This is a genomic window from Streptomyces sp. NPDC001732, assembly GCF_053596315.1.
This window is the reverse complement of sequence record NZ_JBSFFY010000003.1, coordinates 274888-300889: the sequence shown is the minus strand read 5'-3', so window position 1 is coordinate 300889 and position 26002 is coordinate 274888. Positions and strand designations below refer to the sequence as shown.

At 69.9% G+C, this 26002-nt stretch carries 30 protein-coding genes and 1 pseudogene; 12 read left to right on the top strand and 19 right to left on the bottom strand.

Annotation, left to right across the window (positions count from 1 at the left end; all coding sequences use genetic code 11):
• The first annotated feature begins 21 nt into the window (after nucleotides 1-21).
• Both ACWCXX_RS06355 and ACWCXX_RS06350 read left to right on the top strand, forming a co-directional pair.
• Nucleotides 22-204 carry a hypothetical protein gene (locus ACWCXX_RS06355; RefSeq protein ID WP_451124889.1) on the top strand — a complete coding sequence of 61 codons (183 nt, stop codon included), beginning with the start codon at nucleotides 22-24 and terminating at the stop codon, nucleotides 202-204.
• A gap of 222 nt (nucleotides 205-426) precedes the next feature.
• The gene (locus ACWCXX_RS06350) at nucleotides 427-1155 is read left to right on the top strand and encodes a right-handed parallel beta-helix repeat-containing protein (protein WP_451124887.1); all 729 of its coding nucleotides are present in this window, start codon (nucleotides 427-429) and stop codon (nucleotides 1153-1155) included.
• 48 nt (nucleotides 1156-1203) lie between these two features.
• Here the strand turns inward: ACWCXX_RS06350 and ACWCXX_RS06345 are convergent.
• From ACWCXX_RS06345 to ACWCXX_RS06325, 5 genes are all read right to left on the bottom strand, one after another.
• Nucleotides 1204-2098 (bottom strand): IS5 family transposase gene (locus ACWCXX_RS06345; RefSeq protein WP_451124885.1). Its coding sequence is split into 2 segments (ribosomal slippage): nucleotides 1204-1359 and nucleotides 1361-2098, totalling 894 coding nucleotides; the frame shifts between segments, so codons are not numbered across the junction.
• Between the two features lie 5 nt (nucleotides 2099-2103).
• Entirely contained in the window at nucleotides 2104-2607 is a 504-nt protein-coding gene (locus ACWCXX_RS06340) for a DUF6924 domain-containing protein (protein WP_451124883.1), read from the bottom strand.
• A gap of 64 nt (nucleotides 2608-2671) precedes the next feature.
• The gene (locus tag ACWCXX_RS06335) at nucleotides 2672-3004 is read right to left on the bottom strand and encodes a hypothetical protein (RefSeq protein WP_451124881.1); all 333 of its coding nucleotides are present in this window, start codon (nucleotides 3002-3004) and stop codon (nucleotides 2672-2674) included.
• A 253-nt stretch (nucleotides 3005-3257) separates the two neighbouring features.
• On the bottom strand, nucleotides 3258-3599 hold the full coding sequence (locus ACWCXX_RS06330; RefSeq protein WP_451124879.1) for a hypothetical protein: 342 nt from the start codon (nucleotides 3597-3599) through the stop codon (nucleotides 3258-3260).
• A 720-nt stretch (nucleotides 3600-4319) separates the two neighbouring features.
• Nucleotides 4320-4451, bottom strand: a complete 132-nt coding sequence (locus ACWCXX_RS06325; protein WP_451124877.1) for a hypothetical protein — start codon at nucleotides 4449-4451, stop codon at nucleotides 4320-4322.
• Between the two features lie 627 nt (nucleotides 4452-5078).
• On the opposite strand from ACWCXX_RS06325, the gene ACWCXX_RS06320 reads away from it, so the two are divergent.
• On the top strand, nucleotides 5079-5492 hold the full coding sequence (locus tag ACWCXX_RS06320; RefSeq protein ID WP_451124875.1) for a hypothetical protein: 414 nt from the start codon (nucleotides 5079-5081) through the stop codon (nucleotides 5490-5492).
• 72 nt (nucleotides 5493-5564) lie between these two features.
• On the opposite strand, the gene ACWCXX_RS06315 is transcribed toward ACWCXX_RS06320, so the two are convergent.
• Both ACWCXX_RS06315 and ACWCXX_RS06310 read right to left on the bottom strand, forming a co-directional pair.
• Nucleotides 5565-7007, bottom strand: a complete 1443-nt coding sequence (locus ACWCXX_RS06315; protein ID WP_451124873.1) for a phage terminase large subunit — start codon at nucleotides 7005-7007, stop codon at nucleotides 5565-5567.
• 10 nt (nucleotides 7008-7017) lie between these two features.
• Entirely contained in the window at nucleotides 7018-7512 is a 495-nt protein-coding gene (locus ACWCXX_RS06310; protein ID WP_451124871.1) for a hypothetical protein, read from the bottom strand.
• A gap of 322 nt (nucleotides 7513-7834) precedes the next feature.
• Here ACWCXX_RS06310 and ACWCXX_RS06305 point away from each other — a divergent pair, with 322 nt between their 5' ends.
• Nucleotides 7835-8059, top strand: a complete 225-nt coding sequence (locus ACWCXX_RS06305) for a hypothetical protein (RefSeq protein WP_451124869.1) — start codon at nucleotides 7835-7837, stop codon at nucleotides 8057-8059.
• A 170-nt stretch (nucleotides 8060-8229) separates the two neighbouring features.
• On the opposite strand, the gene ACWCXX_RS06300 is transcribed toward ACWCXX_RS06305, so the two are convergent.
• On the bottom strand, nucleotides 8230-8394 hold the full coding sequence (locus ACWCXX_RS06300; RefSeq protein ID WP_451124867.1) for a hypothetical protein: 165 nt from the start codon (nucleotides 8392-8394) through the stop codon (nucleotides 8230-8232).
• Nucleotides 8395-8639: 245 nt separating this feature from the next.
• Nucleotides 8640-9578: a hypothetical protein gene (locus ACWCXX_RS06295; protein WP_451124865.1), complete on the bottom strand. Its 939-nt coding sequence runs from the start codon at nucleotides 9576-9578 to the stop codon at nucleotides 8640-8642.
• Between the two features lie 1535 nt (nucleotides 9579-11113).
• Between ACWCXX_RS06295 and ACWCXX_RS06290 the strand changes: the two genes are divergently transcribed.
• Nucleotides 11114-11245, top strand: coding sequence for a hypothetical protein (locus ACWCXX_RS06290; RefSeq protein ID WP_451124863.1), 132 nt, complete (start codon nucleotides 11114-11116; stop codon nucleotides 11243-11245).
• 87 nt (nucleotides 11246-11332) lie between these two features.
• Here the strand turns inward: ACWCXX_RS06290 and ACWCXX_RS06285 are convergent, their stop codons facing one another.
• On the bottom strand, nucleotides 11333-11725 hold the full coding sequence (locus ACWCXX_RS06285) for a hypothetical protein (RefSeq protein ID WP_351632449.1): 393 nt from the start codon (nucleotides 11723-11725) through the stop codon (nucleotides 11333-11335).
• A gap of 234 nt (nucleotides 11726-11959) precedes the next feature.
• Between ACWCXX_RS06285 and ACWCXX_RS06280 the strand changes: the two genes are divergently transcribed.
• Nucleotides 11960-12187 carry a hypothetical protein gene (locus ACWCXX_RS06280; protein ID WP_451124861.1) on the top strand — a complete coding sequence of 76 codons (228 nt, stop codon included), beginning with the start codon at nucleotides 11960-11962 and terminating at the stop codon, nucleotides 12185-12187.
• A 1-nt stretch (nucleotide 12188) separates the two neighbouring features.
• Here the strand turns inward: ACWCXX_RS06280 and ACWCXX_RS06275 are convergent, their stop codons facing one another.
• Together ACWCXX_RS06275 and ACWCXX_RS06270 are read right to left on the bottom strand one after the other, a co-directional pair.
• Complete coding sequence (locus tag ACWCXX_RS06275) at nucleotides 12189-12500, bottom strand: hypothetical protein (protein WP_451124859.1); 312 nt, start codon at nucleotides 12498-12500, stop codon at nucleotides 12189-12191.
• Nucleotides 12501-12520: 20 nt separating this feature from the next.
• Nucleotides 12521-12643 (bottom strand): annotated as a pseudogene (locus ACWCXX_RS06270) (IS5/IS1182 family transposase); the annotation flags it as partial.
• Between the two features lie 45 nt (nucleotides 12644-12688).
• On the opposite strand from ACWCXX_RS06270, the gene ACWCXX_RS06265 reads away from it, so the two are divergent.
• Nucleotides 12689-13126: a hypothetical protein gene (locus tag ACWCXX_RS06265; RefSeq protein ID WP_451124857.1), complete on the top strand. Its 438-nt coding sequence runs from the start codon at nucleotides 12689-12691 to the stop codon at nucleotides 13124-13126.
• Nucleotides 13123-14160 carry an NUDIX domain-containing protein gene (locus ACWCXX_RS06260; RefSeq protein WP_451124855.1) on the top strand — a complete coding sequence of 346 codons (1038 nt, stop codon included), beginning with the start codon at nucleotides 13123-13125 and terminating at the stop codon, nucleotides 14158-14160. Before ACWCXX_RS06265 ends, ACWCXX_RS06260 begins: the two co-directional genes overlap by 4 nt.
• Here the strand turns inward: ACWCXX_RS06260 and ACWCXX_RS06255 are convergent.
• The 4 genes from ACWCXX_RS06255 to ACWCXX_RS06240 form a co-directional block, all read right to left on the bottom strand.
• Nucleotides 14119-14829 carry an MBL fold metallo-hydrolase gene (locus tag ACWCXX_RS06255; RefSeq protein ID WP_451124853.1) on the bottom strand — a complete coding sequence of 237 codons (711 nt, stop codon included), beginning with the start codon at nucleotides 14827-14829 and terminating at the stop codon, nucleotides 14119-14121. The two genes, ACWCXX_RS06260 and ACWCXX_RS06255, sit on opposite strands and share 42 nt — an antisense overlap.
• A 120-nt stretch (nucleotides 14830-14949) precedes the next feature.
• Nucleotides 14950-16137: a DUF1266 domain-containing protein gene (locus ACWCXX_RS06250; protein ID WP_451124851.1), complete on the bottom strand. Its 1188-nt coding sequence runs from the start codon at nucleotides 16135-16137 to the stop codon at nucleotides 14950-14952.
• Nucleotides 16134-17294 carry a DUF1266 domain-containing protein gene (locus tag ACWCXX_RS06245; RefSeq protein WP_451124849.1) on the bottom strand — a complete coding sequence of 387 codons (1161 nt, stop codon included), beginning with the start codon at nucleotides 17292-17294 and terminating at the stop codon, nucleotides 16134-16136. The genes ACWCXX_RS06250 and ACWCXX_RS06245 overlap by 4 nt, the downstream gene beginning before the upstream one ends.
• A 138-nt stretch (nucleotides 17295-17432) precedes the next feature.
• Nucleotides 17433-18797, bottom strand: a complete 1365-nt coding sequence (locus ACWCXX_RS06240) for a M20/M25/M40 family metallo-hydrolase (RefSeq protein ID WP_451124847.1) — start codon at nucleotides 18795-18797, stop codon at nucleotides 17433-17435.
• Between the two features lie 183 nt (nucleotides 18798-18980).
• Between ACWCXX_RS06240 and ACWCXX_RS06235 the strand changes: the two genes are divergently transcribed.
• On the top strand, nucleotides 18981-20195 hold the full coding sequence (locus tag ACWCXX_RS06235; protein WP_451124935.1) for a geranylgeranyl reductase family protein: 1215 nt from the start codon (nucleotides 18981-18983) through the stop codon (nucleotides 20193-20195).
• A gap of 91 nt (nucleotides 20196-20286) precedes the next feature.
• Here the strand turns inward: ACWCXX_RS06235 and ACWCXX_RS06230 are convergent, their stop codons facing one another.
• On the bottom strand, nucleotides 20287-20775 hold the full coding sequence (locus ACWCXX_RS06230; protein ID WP_451124845.1) for a nitroreductase family deazaflavin-dependent oxidoreductase: 489 nt from the start codon (nucleotides 20773-20775) through the stop codon (nucleotides 20287-20289).
• Nucleotides 20776-20903: 128 nt separating this feature from the next.
• Here ACWCXX_RS06230 and ACWCXX_RS06225 point away from each other — a divergent pair, with 128 nt between their 5' ends.
• The 3 genes from ACWCXX_RS06225 to ACWCXX_RS06215 all read left to right on the top strand — a co-directional run bounded on the left by ACWCXX_RS06225 (nucleotide 20904) and on the right by ACWCXX_RS06215 (nucleotide 23784).
• Entirely contained in the window at nucleotides 20904-21629 is a 726-nt protein-coding gene (locus tag ACWCXX_RS06225; protein WP_451124843.1) for a TetR/AcrR family transcriptional regulator, read from the top strand.
• A gap of 188 nt (nucleotides 21630-21817) precedes the next feature.
• The gene (locus tag ACWCXX_RS06220; RefSeq protein ID WP_451124841.1) at nucleotides 21818-23122 is read left to right on the top strand and encodes a sensor histidine kinase; all 1305 of its coding nucleotides are present in this window, start codon (nucleotides 21818-21820) and stop codon (nucleotides 23120-23122) included.
• The gene (locus ACWCXX_RS06215; RefSeq protein ID WP_451124839.1) at nucleotides 23119-23784 is read left to right on the top strand and encodes a response regulator; all 666 of its coding nucleotides are present in this window, start codon (nucleotides 23119-23121) and stop codon (nucleotides 23782-23784) included. The genes ACWCXX_RS06220 and ACWCXX_RS06215 overlap by 4 nt, the downstream gene beginning before the upstream one ends.
• A 101-nt stretch (nucleotides 23785-23885) precedes the next feature.
• Here the strand turns inward: ACWCXX_RS06215 and ACWCXX_RS06210 are convergent, their stop codons facing one another.
• Together ACWCXX_RS06210 and ACWCXX_RS06205 are read right to left on the bottom strand one after the other, a co-directional pair.
• Nucleotides 23886-24659: a maleylpyruvate isomerase family mycothiol-dependent enzyme gene (locus tag ACWCXX_RS06210; RefSeq protein ID WP_451124837.1), complete on the bottom strand. Its 774-nt coding sequence runs from the start codon at nucleotides 24657-24659 to the stop codon at nucleotides 23886-23888.
• A complete protein-coding gene (locus ACWCXX_RS06205) occupies nucleotides 24656-25945 on the bottom strand; it encodes an MFS transporter (RefSeq protein WP_451124835.1) in 1290 nt (429 codons plus the stop codon). Before ACWCXX_RS06205 ends, ACWCXX_RS06210 begins: the two co-directional genes overlap by 4 nt.
• Nucleotides 25946-26002: the final 57 nt, after the last annotated feature.

Sequence of the window (26002 nt, the reverse complement as noted above, 5' to 3'; positions counted from 1 at the left end):
CAGTCCTCCGCGCGGATCTGCGTGGAGCACACCAACGCCGAGTACAAGCAGTGGCGGCCCCTGCAGCGGTTCACCGGCCGCCGCGAGACCTACGCCGAGACCCACTTCGCGATCGCCGCTCTGGTCTCTGACCGCTCCGCCCGGCGGGCAACCCGCCGCAAGTCGAGCATGGAACTGGTGCTCGCCCGGCAGGCCGCCTGCTGATCACCCACCAGCCAACCCGCCAGGCCAACACGCCCCGAACTCAATCGCTCCCAAGGTTGTAGGGCCTGCACCAGCCACTTCGGCGACAACCGAAAGGCATTGAACTTCCTCACGCCCTGCGGCAAGGATCGGGGCGGCAACACGTACAGCGTAGACACCCCGGCTGCTTCTCAGCGAAGCCACCGGGAGTACGAATCTGCCTGAATCACAAACAGTGAAGGGATGTTGATCATGCGCGCAAAGGCTATTCGCGCTACTCTCGCCGGCGTCATCGTAGTGGCCGCTCTGGGTACCGCAGGAACGACCCCGGCCGCAGCCGGTACGGCAGCTGCCAAGTATCCGGGGCAGGTCAAATGCCCCAAGGGCGACTACCAGCTCTGCATCGATGGCGGCCCCGGCGGCTTCACCATCAGCGGCAAGACCTTCTCCGGCCACCAGAACGCCATCCGTCTCAAGAACGTCTCGAACGTCAAGATCACCGGGAACACGTTCAAGAATCTCAGCGGCCCCGACGGCTTCGGCGGAGTCCACGTGCTGAACTCCTCCAAAATCGTGATCACGAAGAACAATTTCTCCAACCTGAAGAACAAGGGGAAGATGCACGGGGTCTACCTGGTCAGGACCTCGGGCAGCACCATCACCAACAACAAGTTCTCATCCATCAGCGGCGACCCCGTCAGGATCAGGGACCGCAGCAGCAACAACACCGTCAGCGGGAACACCTTCACCAAGTCCGGCACGTATGCCATGCTCAGCGAGTGGCGCGACCCGGCAAAGGGCGAAGGCTGCGGGAGCGGCAACATCTTCAAGAACAACAAGTACGGAATCGGCTATTACGGCAAGGGCATTTCGCTGATCAAGTGGGGCGGCTGGACCAAGAAAGACAAGGTCACGTGGGGCCACTGCGCGAAGGCGAGCATCGTCAACAAGGGCGGCAACAAGAAGCTCTAGCCTCGGCACGCTGACCATTGCCCCGGCAACTAGGACGTTTCCTTCGGATCACCTTGCGGACCATATGAAGATGCCTGCCAGGTGGAGAGCGGCGAGGTAGATGGTGGCGGTCTTGTCATAGCGGGTGGCCAGGCCACGCCATTGCTTGATCTTGTTGATGCCCCGCTCGACCGTGTTCCGCTGTTTGTACGCTTCGCGCGCGAACGCCGGAGGGCCACCCACCACGGCTGCCGAGCCGTTTGCGATTCGCTGTCTGGTCGGCAGGCTGGAGAATCACCGCCCGGATCCCGCGATGCCGCAGGTAGATGCGGATCGCGCGGGACGAATACGCTTTGTCCGCGAGGATCATCATGGGCGTGGTTCGCGGTCTGCCGACCGGCCGAGGCACCCGGATCCCCGCCATCACCTCCGGGAATGCCGGGGCATCACCAGCCTGACCGGGGGTGATAACGAAGGCCAGCGGGCGGCAGCGGCCATCGGCCGCCAGGTGGATCTTCGTTGTCAGTCCACCACGAGACCGCCCCAGTGCATGATGGTCCGGCTCCTCGACCGAAGCCCCCCTTTTGCGTGCCCCGGCCGCGTGCTGGTGAGCACGAACGATCGTGGAGTCGACTGAGACGACCCAGTCCAGATCGCCCTCGGCATCGGCCTGGGCGAGGAGGTTCGTGAAGATCCTCTTCCAGGTACCGTCAGCTGCCCACTTTCGCAGCCTGTTGTGGACGCCCTTCCACGAACCGAAATGCTCAGGCAGGTCCATCCAGGGAATCCCGGTGCGGTACTTGAACGCGATCGCGTCGATCACCTGCCGGTGATCCCGCCACCGCCCGCCTCGCCTCGGCTTCCGGTCCGGCAGTAACGGCTCGATCCGCGCCCACTGCGCATCACTCAACGAAATGCCCCAACGAACGAGCCAGTATCTGCAGAGGCAACGGCCGCCCGCCATTCCGGTCAGATGGGCCGCAGCACCTGATCAGGCTCTTCGGAAGCAGCCCCGGCGTACTCTGCGAAGTCCACGTTGCCGAGCGCCAGGTCCACCTGGATGCCGTGCACCGCGGCGGGCACGGCTCGAAACTCCCTGGGCTCCGGCGACTCGATGAGTTCCTGGTAGTAGACGGGGTCGAGCTCGCTCTCGTCCTCCCAGCCGGTCGACAGAGCCAGCAACGCCCGAGCCGGCGACTCCATTGTTTCGCGGTCAGCGAGGAAGACGACGCTCAGATCCTCATCCACCGCCGCGGCAAGAACCTCGTCAGCCGTCGCCCCTGACCAAGCGGACGCATCAACCAGCTGCACTCTCGCGGGAAACTCACTACCTGGCCCCCACGGCCGCCGCAACTCCCCAACCACCGCACTCCACGACTCGTCGTCGCTGAAGTCGGTCCTGATGACAAGAACGTCGAACAAGTCGCGTCCGATCTCAGGCAGCACTCGCTCAAGGCCCTCCGGCATCGTCATGCCCAGGACTCTTCCACGCCGCACTGACAACCAGCCCCTGCGAGAGTGATCCAGAAGAAACGTCCTAGGCGTCGTTCAGGGCGGTGCGTTCTTCCGGCGCAGCGGCTGGTTCGGGCGGCGCGGGTACGACGACGTGCCGGTGTTCCGAGCGCGGAAAGTGCACCTTGGTCGTAATCGCGTCGCCGTGCTCGTCGATCGCAAGGTTCTCGAGGCCGTAGCAGGCGTCGAGGAGAGCCTGGCGGGCCTTGTCGATGTGCCGCTGAGGGGCGGCCTCACGTCCGCTCTGCGGATAGTGGTGGGCAAGCTCGGTACTGAGGTGAACGAGCTCGGCATGGATGCCAGAGAGGCGCCGGCCGAACGTTGTGTGCTCGTCGACGGTGGGGCGGGGCTTCGGCATGAGTGCCGCTCCTTCGTGTTGGTGATGCTCTGGTGGGGCAGCCCGAGAGCGGGCGGAAACTACGGGCATCAGGGGGTGTTGGTCAGCGGGTGGCGAAGGCGATCAGGTCGGCCGGCGTGATGGAGCGGCGCTCGCCACGGACCACCTGGTCGCGCAGCTCCTCCAGCCCTCCACGGTTTTCCCCTCCGAGGACGTACCCGTACGCAAGGAGCGCCGCCTCGCGGTCTGCGTACGTGCCGGGCAGCCACCCGTATCAGGAGGCGGCCAGCGCCCAGGTGGGGGCAAGCCCCGGGGCGTCGGTCTTCTCCGGCCCGTAGAGGCGCGCCAGGCCGACTGAATCGACGCCCTCGCGCCGGGGCTCGTTGAGCCGCTCCTCGACCTCGATGCGGTCCCAGCCGGGGTGGGCGAGCAGCTCGATGCGGTCGGGGCGGAGCGCCCTCTCAGCGCGCGCAGCCTCCAGCGCCGCAACGATCTTGGCGGAGCCGCCGAGCCGGATGCCCTTCGCGATGATCCAGGCATCGTCCAGGTCCCGCCGTGATCTTGCCGGGGCGTCCTCGGGCCGGGAGACGGCATCGTAGTCAGGCATGGCGTTCATGCCCCAATCCTCCCACCGCGCTGGAGCGTGCCGCCGGAAGAACTTCGGTGCACGTCCCCGTACGGGACCAACGGGACCGTCAGATCGAGTAAGGGCTACGGTCACCGACGTCCGGTGCCAGCTCCTCCCCCGCTGCCGAAGCTGCGCCCGTACCGGGAGGCCGCAGGCCGTCGGTTGGCCCGTGCCGCGCGCCCATCCACCAACGCCACCACCCAGGCCCCGCCACCTCCACCGCCACCCGGAGTTCATGGGGAACGACGCTGACCGGCACGGGCCGCATCGCCTGACCGTGCAGGACCCCGCAGGTAACCGGACCCGTCGCCGGAAGAACCACCGGTACGCGTCCCCACACGGCGCCGGTGGCCGGGACCCGAAGTTCCGTTGGCTCCTGGCGGCCACTCGGCCGGCCGAGAACTTCGACAGGTGGTGGTGAAGGGGTGCCCCCGGGGCATCAAGTCCGAGGAAAAGGGGCCACGGCCACCTTCCCGCGCAGCGACGCCCGCCCCTCTCCCGCTGCCGCGAGTCAGGCAGTCAAGTCCGGGGTGGCGTCCGCGTCAGACGCTCGCTCCCTGCGGCGCCGGTTCACGTAGCGGTGCAGGTCGCCGACGATGACAGCGGTCAAAGTCCGCCCCTCGGCTTTCGCTTCCGCCATGGCGGCCTCCCATAGCTCGCCCGGTACGCAGACGTTCCGCAGCTTCGTCTTCCCGGCCGTTCTCCTGGCTACACGACGCCGTAAGCCTTGATCTCGGCGTACAGGTCGCACCAGGCCGTGGAAATGCCGGGCGCCACGACCCTATTGCCGTAGTGCCAGTACCCGTATCCGTTGTCGGTCCTGACGCAGTAGATCTTCAACGTGAAGGAGCCACTCCCGAGGCACGTGATGGACGCTCCGTTGTGCCCTCCGCTGCCCACAAATTCTTTGAGGCCGGTGCAGGTCACGTCTTGAGTCTGGGCCGGGCTGGCTGCCGCAGACTCTGTTGTCGCCAGCAGTAAGCCCGCTCCGAGTACGAGCGTGGACACGGCCGCAGCGGTACGGCGCATGGACATGGGAGCCTCCCGTTCAGTGGTCAGATCAGTGCCGCAACAACGTAGGTTGGCCCAATGCGTTCCGCGCAGAGCACATCGGGAGCGCACGCAGGGCACTTGGGAGGCGCACGCCCAGCCGTCGGGACCAACGGGATTGACGAACGGCGTTGCCCGGAGGCGGCGCAGTACGCCCGCCACTTCCCGATCTTCCGCCCGTACGCCCATCCCGGAGACGGTGCGCATGAGCGGCGGCAGCTGGGACTACCTCTGCATCACCAACGACCTCAAGAATCCCATCAAACCCATCCCGCTTGGCGGATAAAGCGCTTACCCGTCAAGTGGGATGTGTCGTAGCTTCTGGAGCCAGTTCGTATGGGCCCCGCTGCTGGGGCCTACGGACTGTGAGCCGCCAGAGGGACCAGCAGGTCCCGATCCGACAGAGGGGAACTATCTGTGAGGCTTCGCAAGCGTGTCGCCGCTGTCCTGTTATCGGCCGCGTTCGTCGGCAGCACCATGGCCCTCGCGCCGGCTGCGCAGGCCAACGAGCCCAACCAGGCAGGAGTTGCCACGTCCTGCTACGGCAGCGCCAAGTCCTACTCAAAGCCTGACGGGAACAGGTACTACCCGGCTGGCTCCTCCTCTCTCACGACCACGAGCAACTGCTCCGACATCAACATCAAGCCCAACACCAACCGTTACGTCGCCGTGTGCTTCGTGCCGAGCTCGGGGTCGCCGTACTGCCAGGCGAACTACACGCTGGCCACGGGGGGCCAATGGAACGTACTCGCGACCAACGTGGCGACCGGCACCCGCTTCTACTTCGACTTCCGTTCGACTGCCCTGTCCAACGGGAGCTGGGCTGCCTGATCACCTGGGCGCATGAACAAGCTCTGGGCGCCCACCATGGTGGGCGCCCAGAGAGTCCCGCCCGCGGGCCTGCTACGTACCAATCCGCCGCCCGTAGCGTGCGGCCCCGACCGAAGGCCGCTTGGCGCGCTGCCCGGACGGTGCGCTCACCCGGGCGCGCCCGACAAGATCGAGCTGGGCAACGACGTACCGCAGTGCGTCCTGTCCGTGGTCGTCCTTCTTCAGGGGCTCTTCCTTCGCGTCCCCTCCAGGCTTGACCGCCCACACGTAGCCGGGGATCTCCTCCACCGTGCAGGCCGGGCGTTTGGACTCGTCAAGGTTTGGGTCCCTGCCGGTGAGGGCGCCGCTCATGAGGAATAGGCGCGGCTTCCCGTCGCCGGCCACTTTGAGCCGGGATTGCACTGCCTGGACGCCTGGGGAGACGGTCTTGCGGGCCGCGGTGGTCGGTAGGCCCAGGTGCCGTTCGAGTGTGGCCCGGTCCTCGGCGTCGTGGTCGCAGATCACCGCCTGCGGCTTCGGCTCTGTCCACTCCAGCGCACATGCTTCGCACTTCTGGCAGTCGTGCCCGTCGCGCGTGGACCCGCAGCAGTCGGTGCAGCGCCGGACGAGACGGAGAATGTCGAGCGCGTGGTCTTCGACAAGGCGCTGGGTGCGGTAGAGCTCCCGGTAGAGGTAGAGCCTGCCGTCGGGGTCCTCAGCCCAGCACTGGAGCACGAACGGGTTGGAGAACCCGAAGTCCACACTCCACCAGCGGGGCCAGGACTCCGGGACGGGGAAGTCGTCGACCAGGTGGACGGCATCGTCCCAGCTCTCGTAGACCATGCCCTCGGCTGCGCACCACTGCCCTTTTAGGAGCCTCAGACGTCTGACTCCGGTCAGGGCGTCGAGCTTGGCAAGGTAGGACGCCCCGACCTCGGTCAGCGTGCCGTCCGTGTTGACGTAGGCGGGGTTGTCGCGGTGCCGCGAGTAGATCAGCCGCATGGTCCCGACGTCCGCCCGCTGCTTCAGCCAGTGCGTGGGGTGAGCGGGGTTCGCAGCGCACACGATCTGCTTGTATGTCGGGGCTCCGCCACGGAGTCGGGTGATGAGCGTCTCGTGCGCGGTTTTCGTGATCTGGGTGGCTTCGTCCACCGCGATCCGGTCGAGCTCGGAGCTGAGGAACTTCTCCGGTCGGTCGAGGCCGCCGACGAGGATCTCGGACCCGTTGGAGTACCGGTACGCGGGCGGCTGGCGTGCGCTTCCGCCGAACCAGCGGACAAGCCCGTTGGCCATGGCCGCCGCGACCACTGTGCGTTCGAACGTGACGAGGGTCGTGCCGGTCAGCGAGGCGTGAGTCTGGCGGACCAGGAGTGCGCGGAGGCCGGGGACTGCGAGGCAGGTTAGGTGTAGTTTCTGAAGCATCGCGAGGCTCTTGCCTGTACCCGCCGGGCCGCAGATCAGGACCTCTGCGTCCCGGCAGTTCAGGAGGTCCGCGGCACCGCCGCGCGGCTCGTATCTGATGACGGTGCCGTCCATCTCACCCCTTCTACACAAGGTTCCCGGGGTCCACGCCCACGACCTCGTACTTCAGCTCGCCGCCCATGTCTACCTTGGCTGGTGAGTCCAGGCCGTGGAGCTTGCGGTACGACTTGCGGATCTGGCGCAGCTCACGCAGTGCGGCGAGCCGGGGCCCGTCGTCGCGGATCGGCACGCCGTTCTCGTCGCACACGACCTTGCCATGGGAGACCATCACGTGGTCGCGCTCCAGGATCGCAAGGGCTTCCACGTAGAGCTCGTCCAGACGGTCGGCCTCGACTTGGACGAGCTCTTCGGCGGGCTCGCGGAGGACGGATCGCCGGGCCCGCTGGACACCGCGCCAAACGTGCCCGCGGTCGTAGTAGCCGAGCTCGTCGGCGATCTCTTGGTAGGTCTTCCCCTCCGCCTTGAGGAGGGACGCGGCGGCGTCGCGTTGAACGGCTGTGTGTACGTACTCGTACTTGCCGTTGCCGTCGCGTGGTTGGTCTGTGGTGTCTCGTCGCATGTCGCCTCCTTTGTGCTCGTACGTCGATTTGAGGATACGGCCCGGGGTATGCGAGGGGCGGAGGTTGCGGATGCAGGGAGGGCCTTGTGGCCGGGCGGGCAGCGCCTTGGCGGAGTTGCTGGGCCTGGCGTGCGGCGTAGTTGCTGCAGGGCGGGTGCAGGCTCCTCGCGTGACTTCCGCGGGGGAGCGCGGCGTTCCTGCTGGGAGCACGGGGCCGCGCGGTCGGCTGGCCAGGGCTGACCCGAAGCCGCCAGGCCTGACCTGACTGCACGTCTGCCCGGTTTCGTTCACGGGGCCGTCCGCTGTTCGGCACACTGTGGGTATGTCGGTGTCGTACATGATCCGTGGCCGGACGGAGGCCGAATGCGCAGCGGCGCTGGAGCGGCTGTGCCGGCTGCTCGGTGCGGTGCCGACGATTCTCCCGACCGACCGGCTCGGCTCCTCGGGCTGGCTCGCGCGGGCCTCCTCTCTGCTGCACGAGCAGGCTGGGAGTTCTACGGGCGACCTGGGACTGGCCGCGGGCCTCGCCCGCCACGCCTCGCCCTAATGGGGGCGGGGCTACTGCGCCAGGATGCGCTCTTCCTGTGCGAGGGGCTGGGGGGATACGAGGAGGCTCCGCCTCCGAGTTGACGGGGCGGGGCCTTGGGTCCAGCGCGCAGCAGCCAGAAGCGCGGATGGGATGCCATCCACGGTACGGGCCAGGACCGACAAACGGGGTCAGCGCTGCTTCTTGTCTTCCTGCTCCTGGAGCCACTTGCGGCGCTGGTCGGGGATGCGGGAGCCGACCGGGGGCGGGGCCTGGTCCGGGACGTGGCTTCCGGGTGTGGGCGCCGGGTACGGGAGTGGGGCGGTCTCGGTCTTGTTTTTGTTCCTGTTGAACATGGGTTTCTCCTGTCTTCGGCCGCCGGTCGGTCGGCGCGCGCTCCGGGTGGGCCCGGAGCGTCCGCCGGTGGACCGGTGAGGTCTCTCTCGGAGAGGGGGAAGGGGGCGTTAGGGGGCCGTCAGGGCCCTGTTAGGGGACCGATAGAACCGCAGGTCAGAGGTGCGATAGAGCGGTCTATCGGAAGCCCTGAGGGCGTCTCTGGGAAGGGGGAGGGGAAGGGTGGAGAACGGGCTCATCCAGCCCCCTAAATGACCCTCAGAACGGGGGCCTCCGGAGTCTTGTCCAGGGGGGTGGAAGAGGGTTCCTCCGGCGGCCGGACGGGGGTGCTGGTCGGCCCCTCGGCGGGGGCCTCGGAGCGGGCCTGGAGCCACGCCGCGGGGGACCTCCCCAGGGCCTTGGTGACCGCGTCGACGCGGAGCCCGGGACGGGTGACCGACTTGCCCTCAACCCTCCTGCCGAACTTGGTCTCGACGGGGAGCCCGCAGGCCTCCACCCACTGCTTCAGCTCGGGGACTTCGGTGTCACGGGGGACAAGGCCGCCCAGGAGTGCGGAAGCGAGGATCACATCGAGGTGCAGCCCGGTATGCCTTGTGGCCTCGGTGTCGGCCATGGCCTGCACGACGTGCCTAAGCAGTGCCTCGCCCTGGTCCTCGGGAGCCTCGTTAACCGGGGGCTGTTCGGTTGCTGCGCCCGGCTTGGTAGCGGTGTCGTCCTCCTCGGCTGCGGCCCGGCCGACGACCCAGGCGACGGGCACGAAGACGACCAGGAAGCACCCGGCTGCTCTGAGTACGGGCCCCGGGTGGGCAATGACCCATGCGGCCAGGTCAGTCACCGTGTTGGCGGCGAGCGGGGCGAGGGTGTTCACGACGAACAGCACCCCCATGCCCGTGATGATCGCGCCCCCGATGAGCGTGTCGACGCTGATGGACTTGCCGGTCCCCTTCCCGCCCTTCTTGGCCTTCTTGCCCTTCGCGGGGGCCTTCTCGGCCTTCCCGCCGTCTGGCTCGTCCCCTGCCGCGTCCGCGCTTTCGCTGGTACGGATCTTGTTGACCAGGGCCACGGTCAGCTCTGCGGCGCGCCGGGCGAGCGCCCAGGAGCTGCGGAAGATGAGCAGGGCGCCGGCCCGCGCGATGCCCAGGTCCCTTCGGGGGATGAGGTAGGGGCGCAGCGAGGTGAACACCATGGCCCGGCCGGTCGGGGCGACCGGGTTCCCTTCCTGGAGGAAGCGGGACCAGGCGCGCTGATGGTGCCGGGCGGGTCCTTGGCTCGACCGGTGTTACTGCGGACAAGGTCGGCAAGGGCAGTACCGCGAAGGGCAACACCGCACCGCTGCCGGCTGAGATCGACAAGGGCGAGATGGCAGACATCAAGAAGGTCCGGGTCACAACGGTGGACCGCACCCCCACGAACCTGCGGTAGGTCATAGCACGAGGCGTGGTGACGTGTGTCGGAGGCACCTGGCACAGTGGAAGTCGTAGTGCGGCCCTGCCTGGAAGTGGGTTCCAGCCAGGGCCGCTTCGCGGACTAGTTGGGAGTCCACTGGTGACCACTGTATGCGTACTTCCTTCCAGAGCAGAGCGTGCTCGGCACGCCTTCCACGCCCGAGTCCAGGAACTGGGCGGGACAGTTGTCGAACCAACCTGGCTCGGCTTCAGAAAGCCACATCGTGTCCGGTGCGCATACGGGCACGAGTCGACACCCCTCCCCTCCAACTTGGCCCGCGGCCGAGGGATCTGCCCGACGTGCGGCAGGCTCGCGTCCTTCGTGACGCGGGGACGGAAGGCGTGGGCAGCTTTTCAGAGCCGGGTGGCCGAGCTGGGAGGTACCGTCCTCGAGGCCGAGTGGCTCGGTTCCGATAAGCCTCACCAGGTGCGCTGCGCGGCTGGACACGACGTTGCCCCCGTCCCGTCCAATGTGTCACAGGGCAAGGGCATCTGCCGGAAGTGCGCCGGGATCGACTCGCAGACGGCTTGGGAAGCGTTCAGGGCGCAGGTCGCCGAGTTGGGTGGCACGGTCCTTGAGGACGAGTGGCTTGGTAGCCAGACGCCCCATCGGGTGCGTTGCGCTGTAGGGCATGAGACGGCCCCTCGACCGAACAACGTGCAGCAAGGCAGAAGCATCTGCCTGGTTTGTGGTGGGCGGGATCCCGCTACCCCGTGGATGCAGTTCCAAGCGCAGGTTACGGAGCTGGGCGGCGTAGTCCTTGAGCCGGAATATCTCGGGTCCAGTGCGCCACACCGAGTGCGCTGCGCTCTCGGCCACGTTGCAGCGCCCAGGCCGGGGGAGATCGCGGCAGGCCGCCGAGCGCTCTGCCGGGCGTGTTCGGGCAAGGACCCGCTTACGGCGGAAACGGAGTTTCGGGCCAGGGTTGCGGAACTGGGTGGCACCGTCCTCGAAGAGGAGTGGAGAGGCTCGATCGCAGCCCATCGGGTTCGGTGCGCGGCTGGGCATGAGAGCACTCCGACGCCTAACAACGTGCAGCAGGGCGGCGGGATCTGCCGGAAATGCCTGGGCATGGGGTGGGATGTGTTCTACGTCGTGACTGACGATCCTGCGGGGCGGGTGAAGTTCGGCATTACGAACGGCGAGGGACAGCTCCGGCTGGCCCAGCATGCGCGGGACGGGTACATGACGGTCCGATGGCTCTTGAAGAGACTTCCGGATGACCTGGCGTGGCACTTGGAGCAGGGAGTCTTGCTCAGGCTCAAGTCAGCAGGCATGAAGCCAGTACGAGGACGCGAGTACTTCGACATGGCCGCGCTGCCACTGGTCTTCGCTGCGGCAAGCGAGCTGCTGGAGGCGGACATTCGGTCTGCTCGGGTGACCAAGGTCGACCGCACCGCCCCGTAGACTCATTGAGCGCGTCTTTATCAACGCAGCGCGCCCCCGCGAGCCGTGATGACGGCGTTTCGCGGGGGCGCGCAATTCAGGGGTTGGCTACCCCGGGTTTACCCGACTCCACGGGGTCCAGTACCCGCTGAGCTGGCGGTTACGCTCCCAGTTGTCGTCCTCCATAGTGACGACGATGCGGGTAGTTCCGTTCGAATTATTGAAGGCCCTGACCTTGCTGAGCCCGTAGCCACCCATCGACTCCCAGCGGCTCCAGTCGCCATCGGACTCGACCCACCGGGTCACCACGTTGTGGGCGGGAGCCACCGCGAAGACCTGCTTGGTCCCGTCCGGCAGAGTGTGGGTGGTGACGCCGTACTCGCAGATGTAGGCCTGTCCACCGCTCTTGCACTCGCTCGCGGCCTGAGCAGTCGACGGGACGACCACGGCGAGACTCGCGGCGGCGGCGAGCGTGGCGACGGCGGCCATGCGCTTCTTCATGTATTCGGATTCCTGAGGGTAGTGCGTGAAAGACAACAACCCGATCCTGAGCGGCGTTCCTGACGTCTCACTGACGTCTCACTGACGTTTTGCTGACGACCGCAGGCGACCCTGCACGCGGTCTTCTGCCCGGTGCGCTGAGGACCATGAGGCGGATCAGGCGCGGCAGCACGGCCGGATGGCGGTCGGCCGACGCAGCGCCCCGCGACGACGGCGCATGGACTGGAGGCACGGGTGCGCGCCGTACTGGAGTGGCTGGCCGCAGAGGTCATCGCCGAACTGCCCACTGCCCAGGCCCGGGATGAGGTCCAGGAGCTGATCGATGAAGTGGTGCAGGATCCGGTCCGGTGGCCCGCGCCTGGTGGTGAGGATTCGGCGGACATGTTCGGGAGCCGGTGCTGGGTGACCGTTGTCGCGTACCTCGATGGCATTGAGGTACGCGACAACGGATGGTGTGGATAGGTCAGAGGTAGGCGCGGCCGGGCATGGCCGCCGCTTCCTTACCGGGGCGCAGCTCGACGAACGTCATGACCGCGGCGACGATGGCCAGGACCACGATGTAGACGCCGACAAGGAAGTCAGCGAGGCCCTCGGTTGTGTCACGCCCGACGAGCGCGATGAGAACGATCTCCACGACGCTCGCGGCGGTGAAGACGGCGAATAAGGTCCGATCGCGCCCGGTCTTGCGGGTGAGCATGAGGTACAGGAACGGGGCGAACGACAGCAGCCCGAAGCTGACGAGGGGCAGCAGTGCCCCCACAATCCGTTTGATCATTTACTGAGCGTTTTCCAACCTCACGCTGATGCATGGTGAAGGACGAGGACGGCCTTCACGACGTCGGTGATCCGGTTGGTGCTGCAGCGGAGCTTCCGCAGGAGACGCCACCCCTTGAGGGTGGCCATGGCCTGATGCATGAGGCTCTGCCGGCGTCTCATGAGAAGCCGTGGACGTTTCTGTCCGTCATGGGAAAGCCGCTCCTGGGAACGGATTTCGAGCGGGACTACTGGTACCCGATCCGGGACGGCGCCGAGAAGCGGGACTCCGGGCCGCGGTATGCACGGTGGGCGCGGCCCGCGATGCCGGCGGTCCCGGAGATGGCCGGGCAGGACATCTACCGGCTGCGGCACTGGCACAAGGCGAAGCTGGACGAGCCGGGTGACATGCCACGCGTGGCAGTGGAGGCCCGAATGGGGCATGAGCTTCCGGGTGTGGAGGGTGTGTACAGCGAGGTGACAGTCGCGATGGAGGAGCGAATCGGGGAGTACCTTCAGCGCGTATGGGAGAAAGAAGTAGTGGGCGCGGGGTCATGGACACCTCCTTTTCCCATGCCGCTCCCAGATGACCTGCGTGATACTGCTCCGCCCCTGTTCAGCGGCCTACCAGTTGTGGAGTATCAATGATCGTCTGGATCAACGGTGCTTTCAGCGCGGGCAAGACGAGCGCCGCGCGCGAGCTGATCGATCTGATCCCGAACAGCACCTTCTACGACCCTGAACTGATCGGCGCGGGGCTGCGCCATCTGCTGCCCCAGAAGAGACTCGCCGAGGTGACGGACTTCCAGGACCTGCCGATCTGGCGGCGCCTGGTGGTGGACACCGCGGCGGCCCTGCTTGCCGAGGTGCCAGGGGTGCTGGTGGTACCGATGACGCTGCTGCGGCAGGAGTACCGCGACGAGATCTTCGGAGGGCTCGCCTCCCGGCGCATCCCCGTGCGCCATGTCCTGCTCTCACCAGAGGAAACGATCCTGCGTAAACGGATCGCCGACCGGGTGGAGTTCCCCGACGATCCGGAGCACAGCGAGCGGATACGGCAGTGGGCCTACCAGCACATCGAGCCCTACCGGGCGGCACTGGACTGGCTCACCCGGGACGCCCACACCATCGACACCAGCGCGCTCACCCCGTCCGAGACGGCCGGGCGCATCGCCGAGGCGGTCAGCAGCGGGGCGGCGCCCCCGTGCGAGATCGTGCAGACGCCCGAGCCGACCGCCGAGACCGTGGCGGCCGGCGTCCTGCTCTTCGACGAACACGACCGGGTGCTGCTCGTCGACCCGACGTACAAGCCGGGCTGGGAATTCCCCGGCGGAGTGGTCGAGTCGGGGGAGGCGCCCGCCCAGGCGGGCATCCGTGAAGTGGCCGAGGAGATAGGCATCCATCTCGACCGGGTGCCGAAACTCCTCGTCGTCGACTGGGAAGCGCCCCACCCGCCCGGCTACGGAGGACTGCGGCTGCTGTTCGACGGCGGCCTGCTGACCGGCGCGGACGCCGGACGGCTGCTGCTGCCCGGCTCCGAACTGCGCGGCTGGCGGTTCGTCACCGAGGAGGAGGCGGCCACCATGCTGCCCCCGACCCGGTACGAACGGCTGCGCTGGGCACTGCGCGCCCGCGAGCGGTCAACCGTGCTCAATCTGGAGGCCGGAGTCCCGGTCGGCTGACTTGCGCAGCGCCGCGGCGGCGCCGGTGGTGAGCGGATCGCCGTGCCCGAAGCAGACCGTGGCCGGCTCCAGTGCGGCCAGCCGCCGGAACGAGGCCACGGCCTGCGCCCGGTCGATGTTGAACACGCCCAGCATCACCCGGTCGACCCCGGCCACGCAGTCCCCGGTGAACAGCACACCGTGGCGCGGCAGATGGATCCCGATGGAGCCGGGGGTGTGGCCCGGCGCATGGACCACCCGGGCCCCCGGGCCGAAGCCGAGCTCGTCGCCGTCGGCCAGTTCGCGGTCCACCCGGGTCGGCGGGGCGGGGGGAACGGTTCGCGCGTGTTCCCACAGCGGGCGTTCCCAGTCGAGCAGAACGGGGTCGGCGATCTTCTCCTCGTCCCGGATCACCGCCGCGTCCAGGCCGTGGGCGAGGATCTCGGCGCCGTACCGGTCGGCGAGCTCCTGCGCGGCGCCGTAGTGGTCGCAGTGCCCGTGGGTGATCACGATCCGGGAAATGCGGGCCGGGTCCAGGCCCAGGCCGCGCACCCCGTCCTCGATCGCGGACGCCGCGTCGATGTCACCCGCGTCGATCAGGGTGAGGCCGGTGCCGTCGCGCCACAGGTACGCCTGGCCGATGCGGAAGCGGAACATGTGCAGTTGGGGGAGTACTTCGACGATGTCCATGCCCCGAACGTACGCGGACGGCAGGCCCGCAGCCGTCGCTCTACGCTCTGGGCGAGCTTCGCCGAACGCGTAGCGGCGGTGCGGCCGGCCGGGGGCCGCGGGATCGGGTACGGACCGGGGTCAGCGCCAGGGGATGTTCCGCCACGGGCTGCCCTCGTCCTCCGTCAGCAGACGGTGGGCGGTGACGTTCTGCTCGTAGTACGTGCCGTACTGCTCCTCGTCGAAGCGCAGCACCCTGCCCAGCGTGTACCCGGCGGAGAAGCTCTCCCACGAGCCGTAGGCAGACCTGCTCAGCGCCCCCGCGTGCACGATCGCCTGCTCGGCCTCGTGCGGATGGCAGAACCGGGCCGACAGCCCCCAGCGGGCCAGGTTCACGGCGCGCCCGTAGTCGTAGGCGACCGTGGTGGCGACCGTCCCGTCCGGCGGCAGCAGTCCGTCGGCGCGAAACCGTGCCTCGTACCGGACGATGCGCCGCACCAGCTCCTCGATGTGCAGGACCGTGTCATGGCCCAGCCCGAGGTCCTGGGCGTGCCCGGCGGCGGTCTCGCGCCACAGGTCGACGGGCGGCGGCCCGCCGAGGGAGGCCCGCAGCCGCTCCCGCACCCGGAGCGCGAAATCGGGTTCCGGTGGACTGTTCCGGCCGTCCAGCAGAAAGTTCAACTGTTCCTGCCAACCAGTGCGTTCGGTGATGTCCCACAGGTCGCGGAGCAGTTCGAGCTCGTCGGAGTAGCCGCGGTACACCGCACCGACCTCGTTCCACGGCACGCCGTTCCCGATCGCCAGATGCGCGCCGCAGGCCAGACCGTGGGCGAGCGGCCCGTGCAGCGCACCGTGCCGCAGTGCGATCAGCCGGCCCCCGGACGGCCGGTCGTTCTCCGCGTAGCACCGCAGCCACATCGCGCGGTGCTGCGCGGTGGTGGGAAGAAGGACCTGTGCCGGGCTGCCGGGGTTGACCGCCAGTAGCTGCTGCGGGTCGTGCCAGTCGAACTCGGCGATCCACTTGAGGGAGACCCGGTGGAACACCCATTCGGGATGCCAGGGCGGCAGCATGCCGTGAGTGAGCACCTGGCGCCCGGAACGTCCCGCCCCGTCCCGGTACGAGCGCCAGACCACCATGTCGGGATCCGCGTCGACCTCCGCCTTCGGCGCCAGGATGTAGAGGCGCGCACCGGCCAGCACCCGCAGCTGTGCCTCCACGTCACCGCGCGCCCCGGCCTCGTGCAGCAGATGCTCGGTCACGGTGGGAGCGGCCCAAGGGGCCCCGTACACCGGGACGTTGGGGGAGTGGGAGGGCTGGTGGGGATTCATGACCACGGGATGTTCCGGTAGGGGCTCGTCGGATCCTGGGTGAGGATGCGGTGCTGGGTGAGCGACTGCGCGTACTTCTCCTCGGCATCGTCCTCGCCGTCGAACATGATCAGCCGGGTCAGGGCGTAGCCGAGGGAGAACTCCTCCCAGGAGCCGTACGTCCGCCGGGCCAGTTCACCGATCCGCAGAACGGCCCGCTCGGCCTCCTGCGGGTCGCAGTAGCGCGCCCCCAGTCCCATCCGTACGACATTGACGGCACGGCCGTGGTCGAAGGCGGACAGCGTGTCGATCCTGCCCCCGGGGGCGAGGACGCCGTCGGCACGGAACCGCGCCTCGTACCGCGCGATGCGCCGGAGCGCCTCGTCCGCCTCCGCCGGCTCGGTGGCCGCCGCGCCGCGCCGGCCCAACGTCCCGCCGACGTTTTCGGACCACTCCTGGAGGGAGGGTGTCCGCCCCAACCGGTCGGCCAGCGCGCGCCGGATCCGGAGCACCGATTCATGGGTGCGGCCGATGAAACGGGTGGCCATCAGCGCGTCGAGGGTCTGCCGGTGGTCGGCGCGGTTCTCGATCCCCCACGGATTGCGCAGCCACGCGAGGTCCGACTCGTAATCCGCGTAGGCGGTGCCGAGCCGGTTCCAGACGAGGCCGTTGTGCACGGCGAGATGGGCGCCGACGGCCAGGCCGTGCGCGACCGGGCCGTGCAGCGGACCGCCGCTGTCCGTGAGCAGTCTGCCCGCCGGCGGACCGGCGGACCGCGCGTCGGCGGACAGCCACGCCCTGCGGTGCTTCGGGCGGGCGTCGAGGGTGAACGCGCCCGGCGTCGCGAGGTTCACGCCGAGCCGCCACTTGTTGTCCGGCCAGCGTCCGGCGAGTTCCGTCAGCGTCGTCCGGCGGAACACCCACTCCGGATGCCAGGGCGGCAACATGCCGGACGTCAGCACCGGGACGCACATCCGCCCGGTCACGGGGTCGTGCTGCGAGGGGAACGGGGCGATGTATCCCGGGGCGTCGGCGTGCAGCCGGGCGACCATCACATGGAGCCGGCAGTGGGAGAGCGTGTCGAGCACCGCTTCCGGGTCTCCGCCCGCCCCGGCCTCCCCCAGCAGCCGTTCGGTCTCTGTCGGCGGCGTCCAGCCGATCCCCGTCCCCGTTGTCACGGGCCGATCCTACGGAACCGGGCCCGGACCGACCCGTGGCGGGTGGTCCGGACCCGGTCCGCCGGAACCCGGCGAGCGTGCGCGCCGGGACACGCGAACCCTGCATGCCCCAAACGGGAGGCCTCAGGTGACGCGAAGTCAGGCCTGCTTGGAATCCGCGTAGTTGCGCAGGAACAGGGCCTCGGCGAGGGACAGCCGCTCCAGTTCCTGCGGCGACACGCTCTCGTTCACCGCGTGGATCTGCGCCTCCGGCTCGCTCAGACCGATCAGCAGGATCTCGGCCTGCGGGTAGAGGGTGGCGAGGGTGTTGCAGAGGGGGATCGAGCCGCCCATGCCGGCCGTCTGCATCTTCTCGCCCGGGTACGCGGCCTCCATCGCCTGCGCCATCGACGTGTACGCCGGGCTGGAGGTGTCCGCGCGGAACGGCTGGCCCTGGCCGACCTGTTCCACCGTGATCCTGGCCCCCCACGGGGTGTGGGCCCTGAGGTGAGCGGTCAGCAGCTCGGTCGCCCCGGCGGCGTCCTGGCCCGGCGGCACCCGCAGACTGATCTGCGCGCGGGCGCTCGCCTGCACGGACGGCGTCGCGCCGACCACCGGCGGGCAGTCGATGCCGATGACGGTGACGGCGGGCCGGGCCCAGATGCGGTCGGCGACCGTGCCCGTGCCGATCAGTCCGACCCCGTCGAGGACCTTGGCGTCCTTGCGGAAATCGGCCTCCGGGTACTGGAGCCCGTCCCACTCGGTGTCGGTGGCGAGCCCGTCCACGGTCGTGGTGCCGTCCTCGGCGCGCAGCGAGGCCAGCAGCTGGATCATCGCGGCCAGGGCGTCCGGGGCGGCGCCGCCGAACTGCCCGGAGTGCAGGTTCCCTTCGAGGGTGTCGAGCGTGACCCGCAGCATCGTCATGCCGCGCAGCGTCGCGGTGACCGTCGGCAGCCCGACCCGGAAGTTGCCGGTGTCGCCGATGACGATGGTGTCGGCCGCCAGCAGCTCGGGGTGGGCCTCCGCGTACTGCTCCAGGCCGCCGGTGCCCTGCTCCTCGGAGCCCTCGGCGATCACCTTGACGGAGACCGGGACGCCGCCGTTCGCCTTGAGGGCGCGCAGGGCGAGCAGGTGCATGATGAAGCCGCCCTTGCAGTCGGCCGAGCCCCGGCCGTACCAGCGGCCGTCGCGCTCCGTCAGCTCGAACGGCGGGGAGAGCCAGGCGGACTCGTCGAGCGGCGGCTGCACGTCGTAGTGCGCGTAGAGCAGCACGGTCGGGGCGCCGGCCGGACCGGGCAGGAAACCGTAGACCGACCGGGTGCCGTCGGGGGTGTCGAGAAGGGCGACGTCCTGGAAGTCCTCGGCGCGCAGCGCGTCGGCGACCCAGTCGGCGGCCGCCTCGCACTCGCTCTTCGGGAACTGCGCGGGATCCGCCACCGACCGGAAGGCCACCAGCTCCGTCAGCTCCGCCTTGGCGCGGGGCATCAGCGAGGCGATGGTCTCGGAAAGCGGACGGGCGGTCATGGGCACGCTCCTCGTGGGTGCGACGTTATGTGTATGAATCCGGCCGCATGCGCACCGGGTGTGCGGCGGCGCATGTGGGCCGAACGCACGGTCGATCCTCCCACAGCGGGGGCCGGGACCGGCGCGCCGTAGGATGCCGTGAGCAGCATGGGCCACTGGTGGGATCGGGAGCAGAAGCACATCGTGAGCAGCGAGAACGCAGACGCCGTACATGAGCACGAAGAACCGTCCGTGTGGGACGTGGTCGTAGTCGGCGGCGGACCGGCCGGAGCCTCCGCAGCATACGCGGCGGCGGTGGCCGGCCGACGGGTGCTGCTCCTGGAGAAGGCGGAGCTTCCCCGCTACAAGACCTGCGGCGGAGGCATCATCGGGTTTTCGCGCGATTCGCTGCCGCCGGGGTTCGAACTGCCGCTGCGGGACCGGATCCACGCGGTGACGTTCTCGCTCAACGGCAGGCTGGCGCGGACCCGTCGCTCCAAGCGGATGCTCTTCGGGCTCATCAACCGCCCCGAGTTCGACGCGGGCCTGGTCGAGGAGGCGCAGAAGGCGGGCGCCGAACTCCGCACCGGGGCGACGGTGACGAGGGTCGAGCAGCACGGCGCCTCGGTGCCGGACCGGCGCACGGTCGCCGTGGTGCTGTCCGGCGGCGAGACGATCCTGGCCCGTGCGGTCGTCGGCGCCGACGGCAGCGCGGGGCGGATAGGGGCCCACGTGGGGGTGAAGCTCGACCAGGTGGACCTCGGCCTGGAGGCGGAGATCCCGGTGCCGGCCACGGTCGCGGAGGACTGGGCGGGGCGGGTGCTGATCGACTGGGGCCCCATGCCCGGCAGTTACGGCTGGGTGTTCCCCAAGGGTGACGTCCTGACCGTCGGGGTGATCTCGGCGCGGGGCGACGGTGCGGGGACCAAGCGGTATCTGGAGGACTTCATCGCCAGGCTCGGTCTGGCCGGCTTCGAGCCGAAGATCTCCTCCGGGCATCTGACGCGCTGCCGCAGCGAGGACTCGCCGCTGTCGCGCGGGCGGGTGCTGGTGTGCGGCGACGCGGCGGGGCTGCTGGAGCCGTGGACCCGTGAGGGGATCTCCTTCGCGCTGCGGTCGGGGCGGCTCGCCGGCGAGTGGGCGGTCCGGATCGCGGAGTCGCACGATGCGGTGGACGCCAGGCGTCAGGCACTGAACTACGCCTTCGCCATCAAGGCGGGCCTGGGTGTCGAGATGGGCGTCGGCCGGCGCATGCTGAAGCTCTTCGAGCGCCGCCCGGGAGTGCTGCACGCGGTGCTGACGGGATTCCGCCCGGCCTGGAACGCGTTCGCCGGAGTCACCCGGGGGACGACCTCGCTCGGCGAGCTGGTCCGTACACATCCGCTGGCGCAGCGGGCCCTGTCGGCGATGGACCGCTAGGGGTTTTTGGCCCGGACGTGCGGGGCGGGCGGTACGTGCCGGACGTGCGGGGCGGGCGGTGCGGGTGAGATGTGCGGGGCGTACCGGATGGTCAGCCCCGCACGGTGAACCGGAAGACGGGGTGGTCCGGGCAGGCGGCCAGGAGCTCGGCGTCCGTGGACTTCGCGGTGACACCCTTGAAGTACTGGTTGACCTGCCAGCCCCACTGCTCCAGGTAAGTACGGATGACCAGGGCCTTCTCCGCGTCGTCCGCGATCTCCACGGCGTCGAAGGCGCGTACCTTCCGCCCCACCCGCAGCTCGCCGCCGCCGGCGACCCGCATGTTGCGCACCCACTGGGAGTGGCCCCGGGCGGAGACGAGGTACTGCCCGCCCTCGTGGGTGTGCGGGTTCACGGGGATGCGCTGCATCTGCCCGCTCTTGCGGCCGCGCACCGACAGTTCGGCCGAACCCTGGAGGCTGATGCCGTGTCGGGCGAGCCAGCCGATGATGCTGTTCACCCGCACGTTGAAGGCGTTGCCCCGGAGGTAGTACGGCTGAGCCACGGGCGGGGCCTGGGGCTGGGTCCGGGTCTGGAACATGGTGACTCCTTCACGTTTTGAGAGCGGTGCTCTCGCTTGAGATCAGCGTGCACGAGAGTGCTGCTCAAAAGCAAGAGCAGCGCTCTCGTTATTGGTCGGTGCTCTTTCCTCATGGCAGACTGACCGGCATGAGCACAGTCCGAGGAGCCAGGGAACGGGCCCGCATCGAGGTCACAGCAGCGATCAAGGACGAGGCGAAGAGGCAGCTCGCTGCCGAGGGCGCCGCGAAGCTCTCGCTGCGTGCCGTCGCGCGGGAGCTGGGCATGGCCTCCTCCGCCCTCTACCGCTACTTCCCCAGCCGTGACGAACTGCTCACGGCCCTGATCGTCGACGCGTACGACGCCGTGGGCGAAACCGCCGAGGCCGCCCACCGCGCCGCCGTGGCCGAGGCCGCCCCGCACCTCGCGCGCTGGACCGCCGTGGCCCGGTCCGTACGCGACTGGGCCCTGGCCCACCCCCACGAGTACGCTCTGATCTACGGCTCGCCCGTGCCCGGCTACACCGCGCCCCAGGCGACGATCGGCCCCGCGGCGCGCGTCGGCCACGTCCTGATCCGCGTGGTCACGGACGCCTACCGTTCGGACGGCATCGCCCTGCCCCCGCTCGCCGAGGATCTGCGCGCGGAGGCCGGGCGGCTGGCCGCCGAGTTCGCCCCCGGCCTCCCCCCGGAGGTCGCCGCCCCGCTGATCGCCGCCTGGTCGCAGCTGTTCGGGCTGGTCTCCTTCGAGGTCTTCGGCCAGTTCCACAAGGTGGTGGAGGCCCGCGAGGTCTTCTTCCGGGAAGCCGTCGCCGAACTGGCCCGCTCGGTCGGCCTGCTCGACGGCCGCCGGGGCCGGAACTCCTCCAGCCCCTGAGCACCGCCCCGCGCGACCGGGGAGGCGCCCCACGACCGGGAGTCACCGGGACCGGGGAAGCGCCGGGGCCGGGGAGGGATTGGCCGGCACGTCGTGCCGGGCCCGTACGCCGTACTCCACCGGGAGTACGGGTGACCACCACGCCCGGCTGACGCCTCCGCCGGGGCCCGCGGTCTAGCGTGACCGGCATGGAAGAGCAGCGCTCACGCAGAGGCGGCGGCCCCTTCCGGCCGCACGGCGAGCCGCCCCGGTGGCTGACGGGCGAGCGGGACGGCGCGGCCTCCCGGCTGCCGTGGCCCTCGACGATCCTGCTCGGCGCCTTCGTCATGATCGGGTCGACCGTCGCGGCCCGGGGCCAGATGAGCGAGCGGGCGCCGCTCGACCCCCTCGCGCGGGTGCTGCTCCTCCTGGCCGTCGCCGTGCTCCTGCTGCGCCACCGCCGCCCCGTGGCGGCCGTCTTCGGCACTTCGGCCGCGGTGATGGTCTACCTGGCGGCCGGCTATCCGTACGGGCCGGTCTTCCTGGCCGTCGCCGTGGGCTGCTTCGGCGCCGTCGTCTCGGGGCACCGGCGGGCCGCCTGGTCGGCCGTCGGCCTGGTGTGGCTGGGACATGTCGTGGTGGGCCACTGGCTCTACCGGTGGCTGCCGCCCTCCGGCGACCACGCCTCGCCCTGGGGGCAGGAACTGGGCGTCGCCGCCTGGGTGCTGGCCATCGTCGCCGCCGCCGAGTTCGTACGCGTGCGCCGGGAGCAGTGGGCGGACCGGCGGGCGGAACGGGAGGCCGCGGAGCGGCGGCGGGCGGACGAGGAACGGCTGCGGATCGCCCGCGAACTGCACGACGTCCTGGCGCACAGCATCTCCGTCATCAACGTCCGGTCGAACGTCGGACTCGCCCTGCTGGACTCCGACCCCGAACAGGCCCGCGCCGCCCTGACCGCCATCAAGGACGCCAGCAAGGAGGCGCTGGGCGAGGTCCGCCAGGTACTCGACACCCTGCGCACGCCCGGAGACGCCCCCCGGACCCCGGCTCCCGGGCTCGACCGACTTCCCGAGCTCGTCGAACAGGCGGCGAGCGCCGGACTGACCGTCACCGTCGAGACGGACGGCGTACGCCCGGCGGTACCGCCGGGCGCGGACCTCGCCGCCTTCCGGATCGTGCAGGAGGCGCTGACGAACGTGGTCCGGCACTCCGGATCGCGCACCGCGCGGGTCCGCGTCGGCTATCACCCCGATCGCGTCCGGCTCCGTGTCGACGACGACGGACCCGCCACCGGCAAGGACGCGGGCGGCAGCGGCAACGGCCTGGCCGGGATGCGGGAGCGGGCCGCGGGCCTGGGTGGCACCATCGAGGCGGGCCCCCGGGCCGCCGGCGGCTTCCGGGTGCGGGCCGAGCTTCCGCTGCCGTCCGGCCCGTCCGGGGCATCGGGGCCGCCCGGTCCGTCCGGCCCACCCGGTCCGTCCCGCGCGACGGCGCACGATGAGGAGACACCGTGATCCGCGTACTGCTCGCCGACGACCAGCTGCTGGTCCGGGCGGGCTTCCGGGCCCTGCTGGACGCCCAGTCCGACATCGAGGTGGTGGGGGAGGCCGCGGACGGCGAGGAAGCCGTGCGCCTGGTGCGCGAACTGCGCCCCGACATCGTGCTGATGGACATCCGGATGCCGCGTCTCGACGGCCTCGCCGCGACCCGTGCCCTCGCCGGGGACGCCGCGTCGGCCGACGTCAGGGTGGTCATGCTCACCACCTTCGAGCTCGACGAGTACGTCTTCGAGGCGATCCGCTCCGGGGCCTCCGGCTTCCTCGTCAAGGACACCGAGCCGGACGAACTGCTGCGCGCGGTGAGGGCGGTGGTGGGCGGTGACGCACTGCTCTCGCCGGGGGTCACCCGCCGTCTGATCGCCGAGTTCGCGGCCCGGTCCAAGGAGCCCACGGCGTCGACGGCGCTGGACGGACTCACCGAACGGGAGAGGGAGGTGATGGCGTTGGTCGGCATGGGCCTCTCCAACGAGGAGATCGCCCGGCGGCTGGTCGTCAGCCCACTCACCGCCAAGACCCACGTCAGCCGCACCATGGTCAAGCTGGGCGCCCGCGACCGGGCGCAACTCGTCGTGTTCGCCTACGAGTCGGGGCTGGTGCGTCCGGGCTGGCTCGGCTGACCGGGTACGGCGGAGGGCCGGGGCACGACGAAGGGCGGGGCGCTCCGCGCCCGGGAGAGTGGTTGGCGCCGGGCCGGGCGCCGTCCTGTCCCGGCCGGTCCTCAGGACCAGGTGATCCCGGAGTTCTCGCGCCAGATCCGGGCGGGCTCCGGATCGCCCGTCACGGTGACCGCCGTGAGCGGCAGCCGGTTCCAGAGCGTCAGGTAGAGGTTCTCGGCCGACGCGCTCAACTCGCAGTCCACCGGCCCCTCCTGAGCAACTCCGCCGATCCGCCCGGTCTGTTCGGTCCGCTCGGTCCGCGGCGGTTGCGCCGAGAGCCGCACGGTCCAGACGGCGTCGGTGTCCGTGGCCCGGATCCGCAGCGAGCACGGCGTGTCCGTACGCACCCGGCTCTTCGGGCGGCGGTGCATTCCGAGCAGCAGCTCGTCGATCCCGTCCACCGCGTGATCGGCCCCGACCGGTGACAGCCGCCCGCCGCGGGCCGACTCCGCGTCCACCCGGTGGATCGTGGTCTCGTGCGCCTGCCGCCGCGCCCAGAAGGCCACCGGCGACGGTGCGGGCAGGAAGGTCCAGCACTCCAGCCCGGCCGGCGCGGCCTCCAGCGCGTCGACCAGGAGGTCGTGGCCCTCGCGGAACCAGTCGAGGAGCTCCGGTCCGTCCAGGTCGGGTTCCCCTCCGTCGGGGTGGTACGAGGTGTGGCCCTCGGCGACGAAAGCGGTCGCCCAGCGGTGCACCATGCCGGTGTGCCGGAGCAGGTCGCGCACCCGCCAGTCCGGGCAGGTCGGCACCGGTGCGTCGGTGCCCGCCCGCCGTGCGGCGTCCGCCAGCGACGTCCCCTCGGCGGACAGCAACCGGATGTGGTCGGTGATCTTCATGACCCGATGGTGACACCGCTCCGGGACTCCCGGTGCGAGGATTCCGGCCACTTTCCCGAGGCGACCGGCCGGCCGTGCGCGGTCGCGTTACGTGCTCCGTACCCCAGCGCCGCGGCCGCGACGGCCAGCAGCGCCACCGTGGTCAGGGCTGCCGGAAGGGAGGACCAGTCGGTCAGGAAGCCGATCGCGGGCGGCCCGAGCAGCATGCCGCCGTAGCCGAGCGTCGAGGCGGCGGCCACCCCGCCGGGGCCGGCCAGTTCGCCCGCCCGGCCGACCGCGACCGGGAAGATGTTGGCCAGGCCGAGACCGGTGACGGCGAAACCGATCAGGGCGGCCCAGACGGAGGGCGCGAGCGAGCCGAGCAGCATCCCGGCGGCGGCCGTCGTGCCGCCCAGGACGAGGGTGCGGGTCTGGCCGAGCCGTTCGAGCATGGCGGTGCCGGTGAGCCGGCCCGCTGTCATGGCCAGCGCGAACAGGGAGTACCCGGCGGCGGCGACCCCGGGGTGGGCGTGCAGGTCCTGCTCCAGGTGGAGCGCGCCCCAGTCGGCCAGCGCGCCCTCGCCGTAGGCGGTGCAGAGCGCGATCACACCGAACAGGACCACCAGGCGGCGGGTCCTGCCGTCCGGCCGCCGCGGCTTCCCGGCGACGTCCGTGCCGGAGGCGGCGACGGGCGCCGGGTGGCGCAGCAGCACCGGCCCCGCCGCGGCGGTGACCAGGAGCCCGGCCCCGGTGAGGGCGAGGAGGTGCGAGGCGGGGGAGAGCCCGCCCGCGACCAGCCCGCCGAGCCCGGCGCCGATCATCCCGCCCAGGCTGAACGCGGCGTGGAAACCGGGCATCACGGGGCGGCGCAGGGCGGCGACCAGATCGACCGCGGCACTGTTCATCGCCACGTTCATCCCGCCGTACGCGGCGCCGAAGACCAGCAGCACCAGGCCGAGCGCGAGCGCCGAATGAGTCTGCGCGGGCAGGGCGATGGCGAGGGAGAGCAGGACGCCGCAGACCACGGTCACCGGATGACTGCCGAAGCGCCGGCACAGCCGGCCGGTGAACATCATGGTCACCACGGCCCCGGCGGACACGCCGAGCAGCGCGAGGCCGAGGGTGGCGGCCGAGGCGCCGGTCTGGTGCTTGATGGCCGGGATGCGGACCACCCAGCCGGCGAAGAGGAATCCGTCGAGGGCGAAGAACACGGTCAGGGCGGAACGGAGGCGGGCCGACGGGGGTACGGCGGTGTTTCCGCCCGGTCCCCCCGACAGGGCCGTCCGCAGTTTGTTTAGTTGCGGCACAAACTCAGCATAGGGGCGCCCGGACGGTAGGTGCAAGACGGAGGTGCAAGGGGAGCG

Bases quoted from the DNA above. Each gene is read 5' to 3' on its own strand.
- ACWCXX_RS06275 (WP_451124859.1), bottom strand. From the start codon at position 12,500: ATGATCAAACGGATTGTGGGGGCACTGCTGCCCCTCGTCAGCTTCGGG.
- ACWCXX_RS06295 (WP_451124865.1), bottom strand. From the start codon at position 9,578: ATGGTGTTCACCTCGCTGCGCCCCTACCTCATCCCCCGAAGGGACCTG.
- ACWCXX_RS06350 (WP_451124887.1), top strand. From the start codon at position 427: ATGTTGATCATGCGCGCAAAGGCTATTCGCGCTACTCTCGCCGGCGTC.
- ACWCXX_RS06240 (WP_451124847.1), bottom strand. From the start codon at position 18,797: ATGACCGCCCGTCCGCTTTCCGAGACCATCGCCTCGCTGATGCCCCGC.
- ACWCXX_RS06225 (WP_451124843.1), top strand. From the start codon at position 20,904: ATGAGCACAGTCCGAGGAGCCAGGGAACGGGCCCGCATCGAGGTCACA.
- ACWCXX_RS06260 (WP_451124855.1), top strand. From the start codon at position 13,123: ATGATCGTCTGGATCAACGGTGCTTTCAGCGCGGGCAAGACGAGCGCC.
- ACWCXX_RS06315 (WP_451124873.1), bottom strand. From the start codon at position 7,007: ATGGACGGCACCGTCATCAGATACGAGCCGCGCGGCGGTGCCGCGGAC.
- ACWCXX_RS06285 (WP_351632449.1), bottom strand. From the start codon at position 11,725: ATGAAGAAGCGCATGGCCGCCGTCGCCACGCTCGCCGCCGCCGCGAGT.
- ACWCXX_RS06210 (WP_451124837.1), bottom strand. From the start codon at position 24,659: ATGAAGATCACCGACCACATCCGGTTGCTGTCCGCCGAGGGGACGTCG.
- ACWCXX_RS06250 (WP_451124851.1), bottom strand. From the start codon at position 16,137: ATGAATCCCCACCAGCCCTCCCACTCCCCCAACGTCCCGGTGTACGGG.
- ACWCXX_RS06310 (WP_451124871.1), bottom strand. From the start codon at position 7,512: ATGCGACGAGACACCACAGACCAACCACGCGACGGCAACGGCAAGTAC.
- ACWCXX_RS06220 (WP_451124841.1), top strand. From the start codon at position 21,818: ATGGAAGAGCAGCGCTCACGCAGAGGCGGCGGCCCCTTCCGGCCGCAC.
- ACWCXX_RS06330 (WP_451124879.1), bottom strand. From the start codon at position 3,599: ATGAACGCCATGCCTGACTACGATGCCGTCTCCCGGCCCGAGGACGCC.
- ACWCXX_RS06335 (WP_451124881.1), bottom strand. From the start codon at position 3,004: ATGCCGAAGCCCCGCCCCACCGTCGACGAGCACACAACGTTCGGCCGG.
- ACWCXX_RS06255 (WP_451124853.1), bottom strand. From the start codon at position 14,829: ATGGACATCGTCGAAGTACTCCCCCAACTGCACATGTTCCGCTTCCGC.
- ACWCXX_RS06265 (WP_451124857.1), top strand. From the start codon at position 12,689: ATGGGAAAGCCGCTCCTGGGAACGGATTTCGAGCGGGACTACTGGTAC.
- ACWCXX_RS06300 (WP_451124867.1), bottom strand. From the start codon at position 8,394: ATGTTCAACAGGAACAAAAACAAGACCGAGACCGCCCCACTCCCGTAC.
- ACWCXX_RS06290 (WP_451124863.1), top strand. From the start codon at position 11,114: ATGAAGCCAGTACGAGGACGCGAGTACTTCGACATGGCCGCGCTGCCA.
- ACWCXX_RS06230 (WP_451124845.1), bottom strand. From the start codon at position 20,775: ATGTTCCAGACCCGGACCCAGCCCCAGGCCCCGCCCGTGGCTCAGCCG.
- ACWCXX_RS06340 (WP_451124883.1), bottom strand. From the start codon at position 2,607: ATGACGATGCCGGAGGGCCTTGAGCGAGTGCTGCCTGAGATCGGACGC.
- ACWCXX_RS06305 (WP_451124869.1), top strand. From the start codon at position 7,835: ATGTCGGTGTCGTACATGATCCGTGGCCGGACGGAGGCCGAATGCGCA.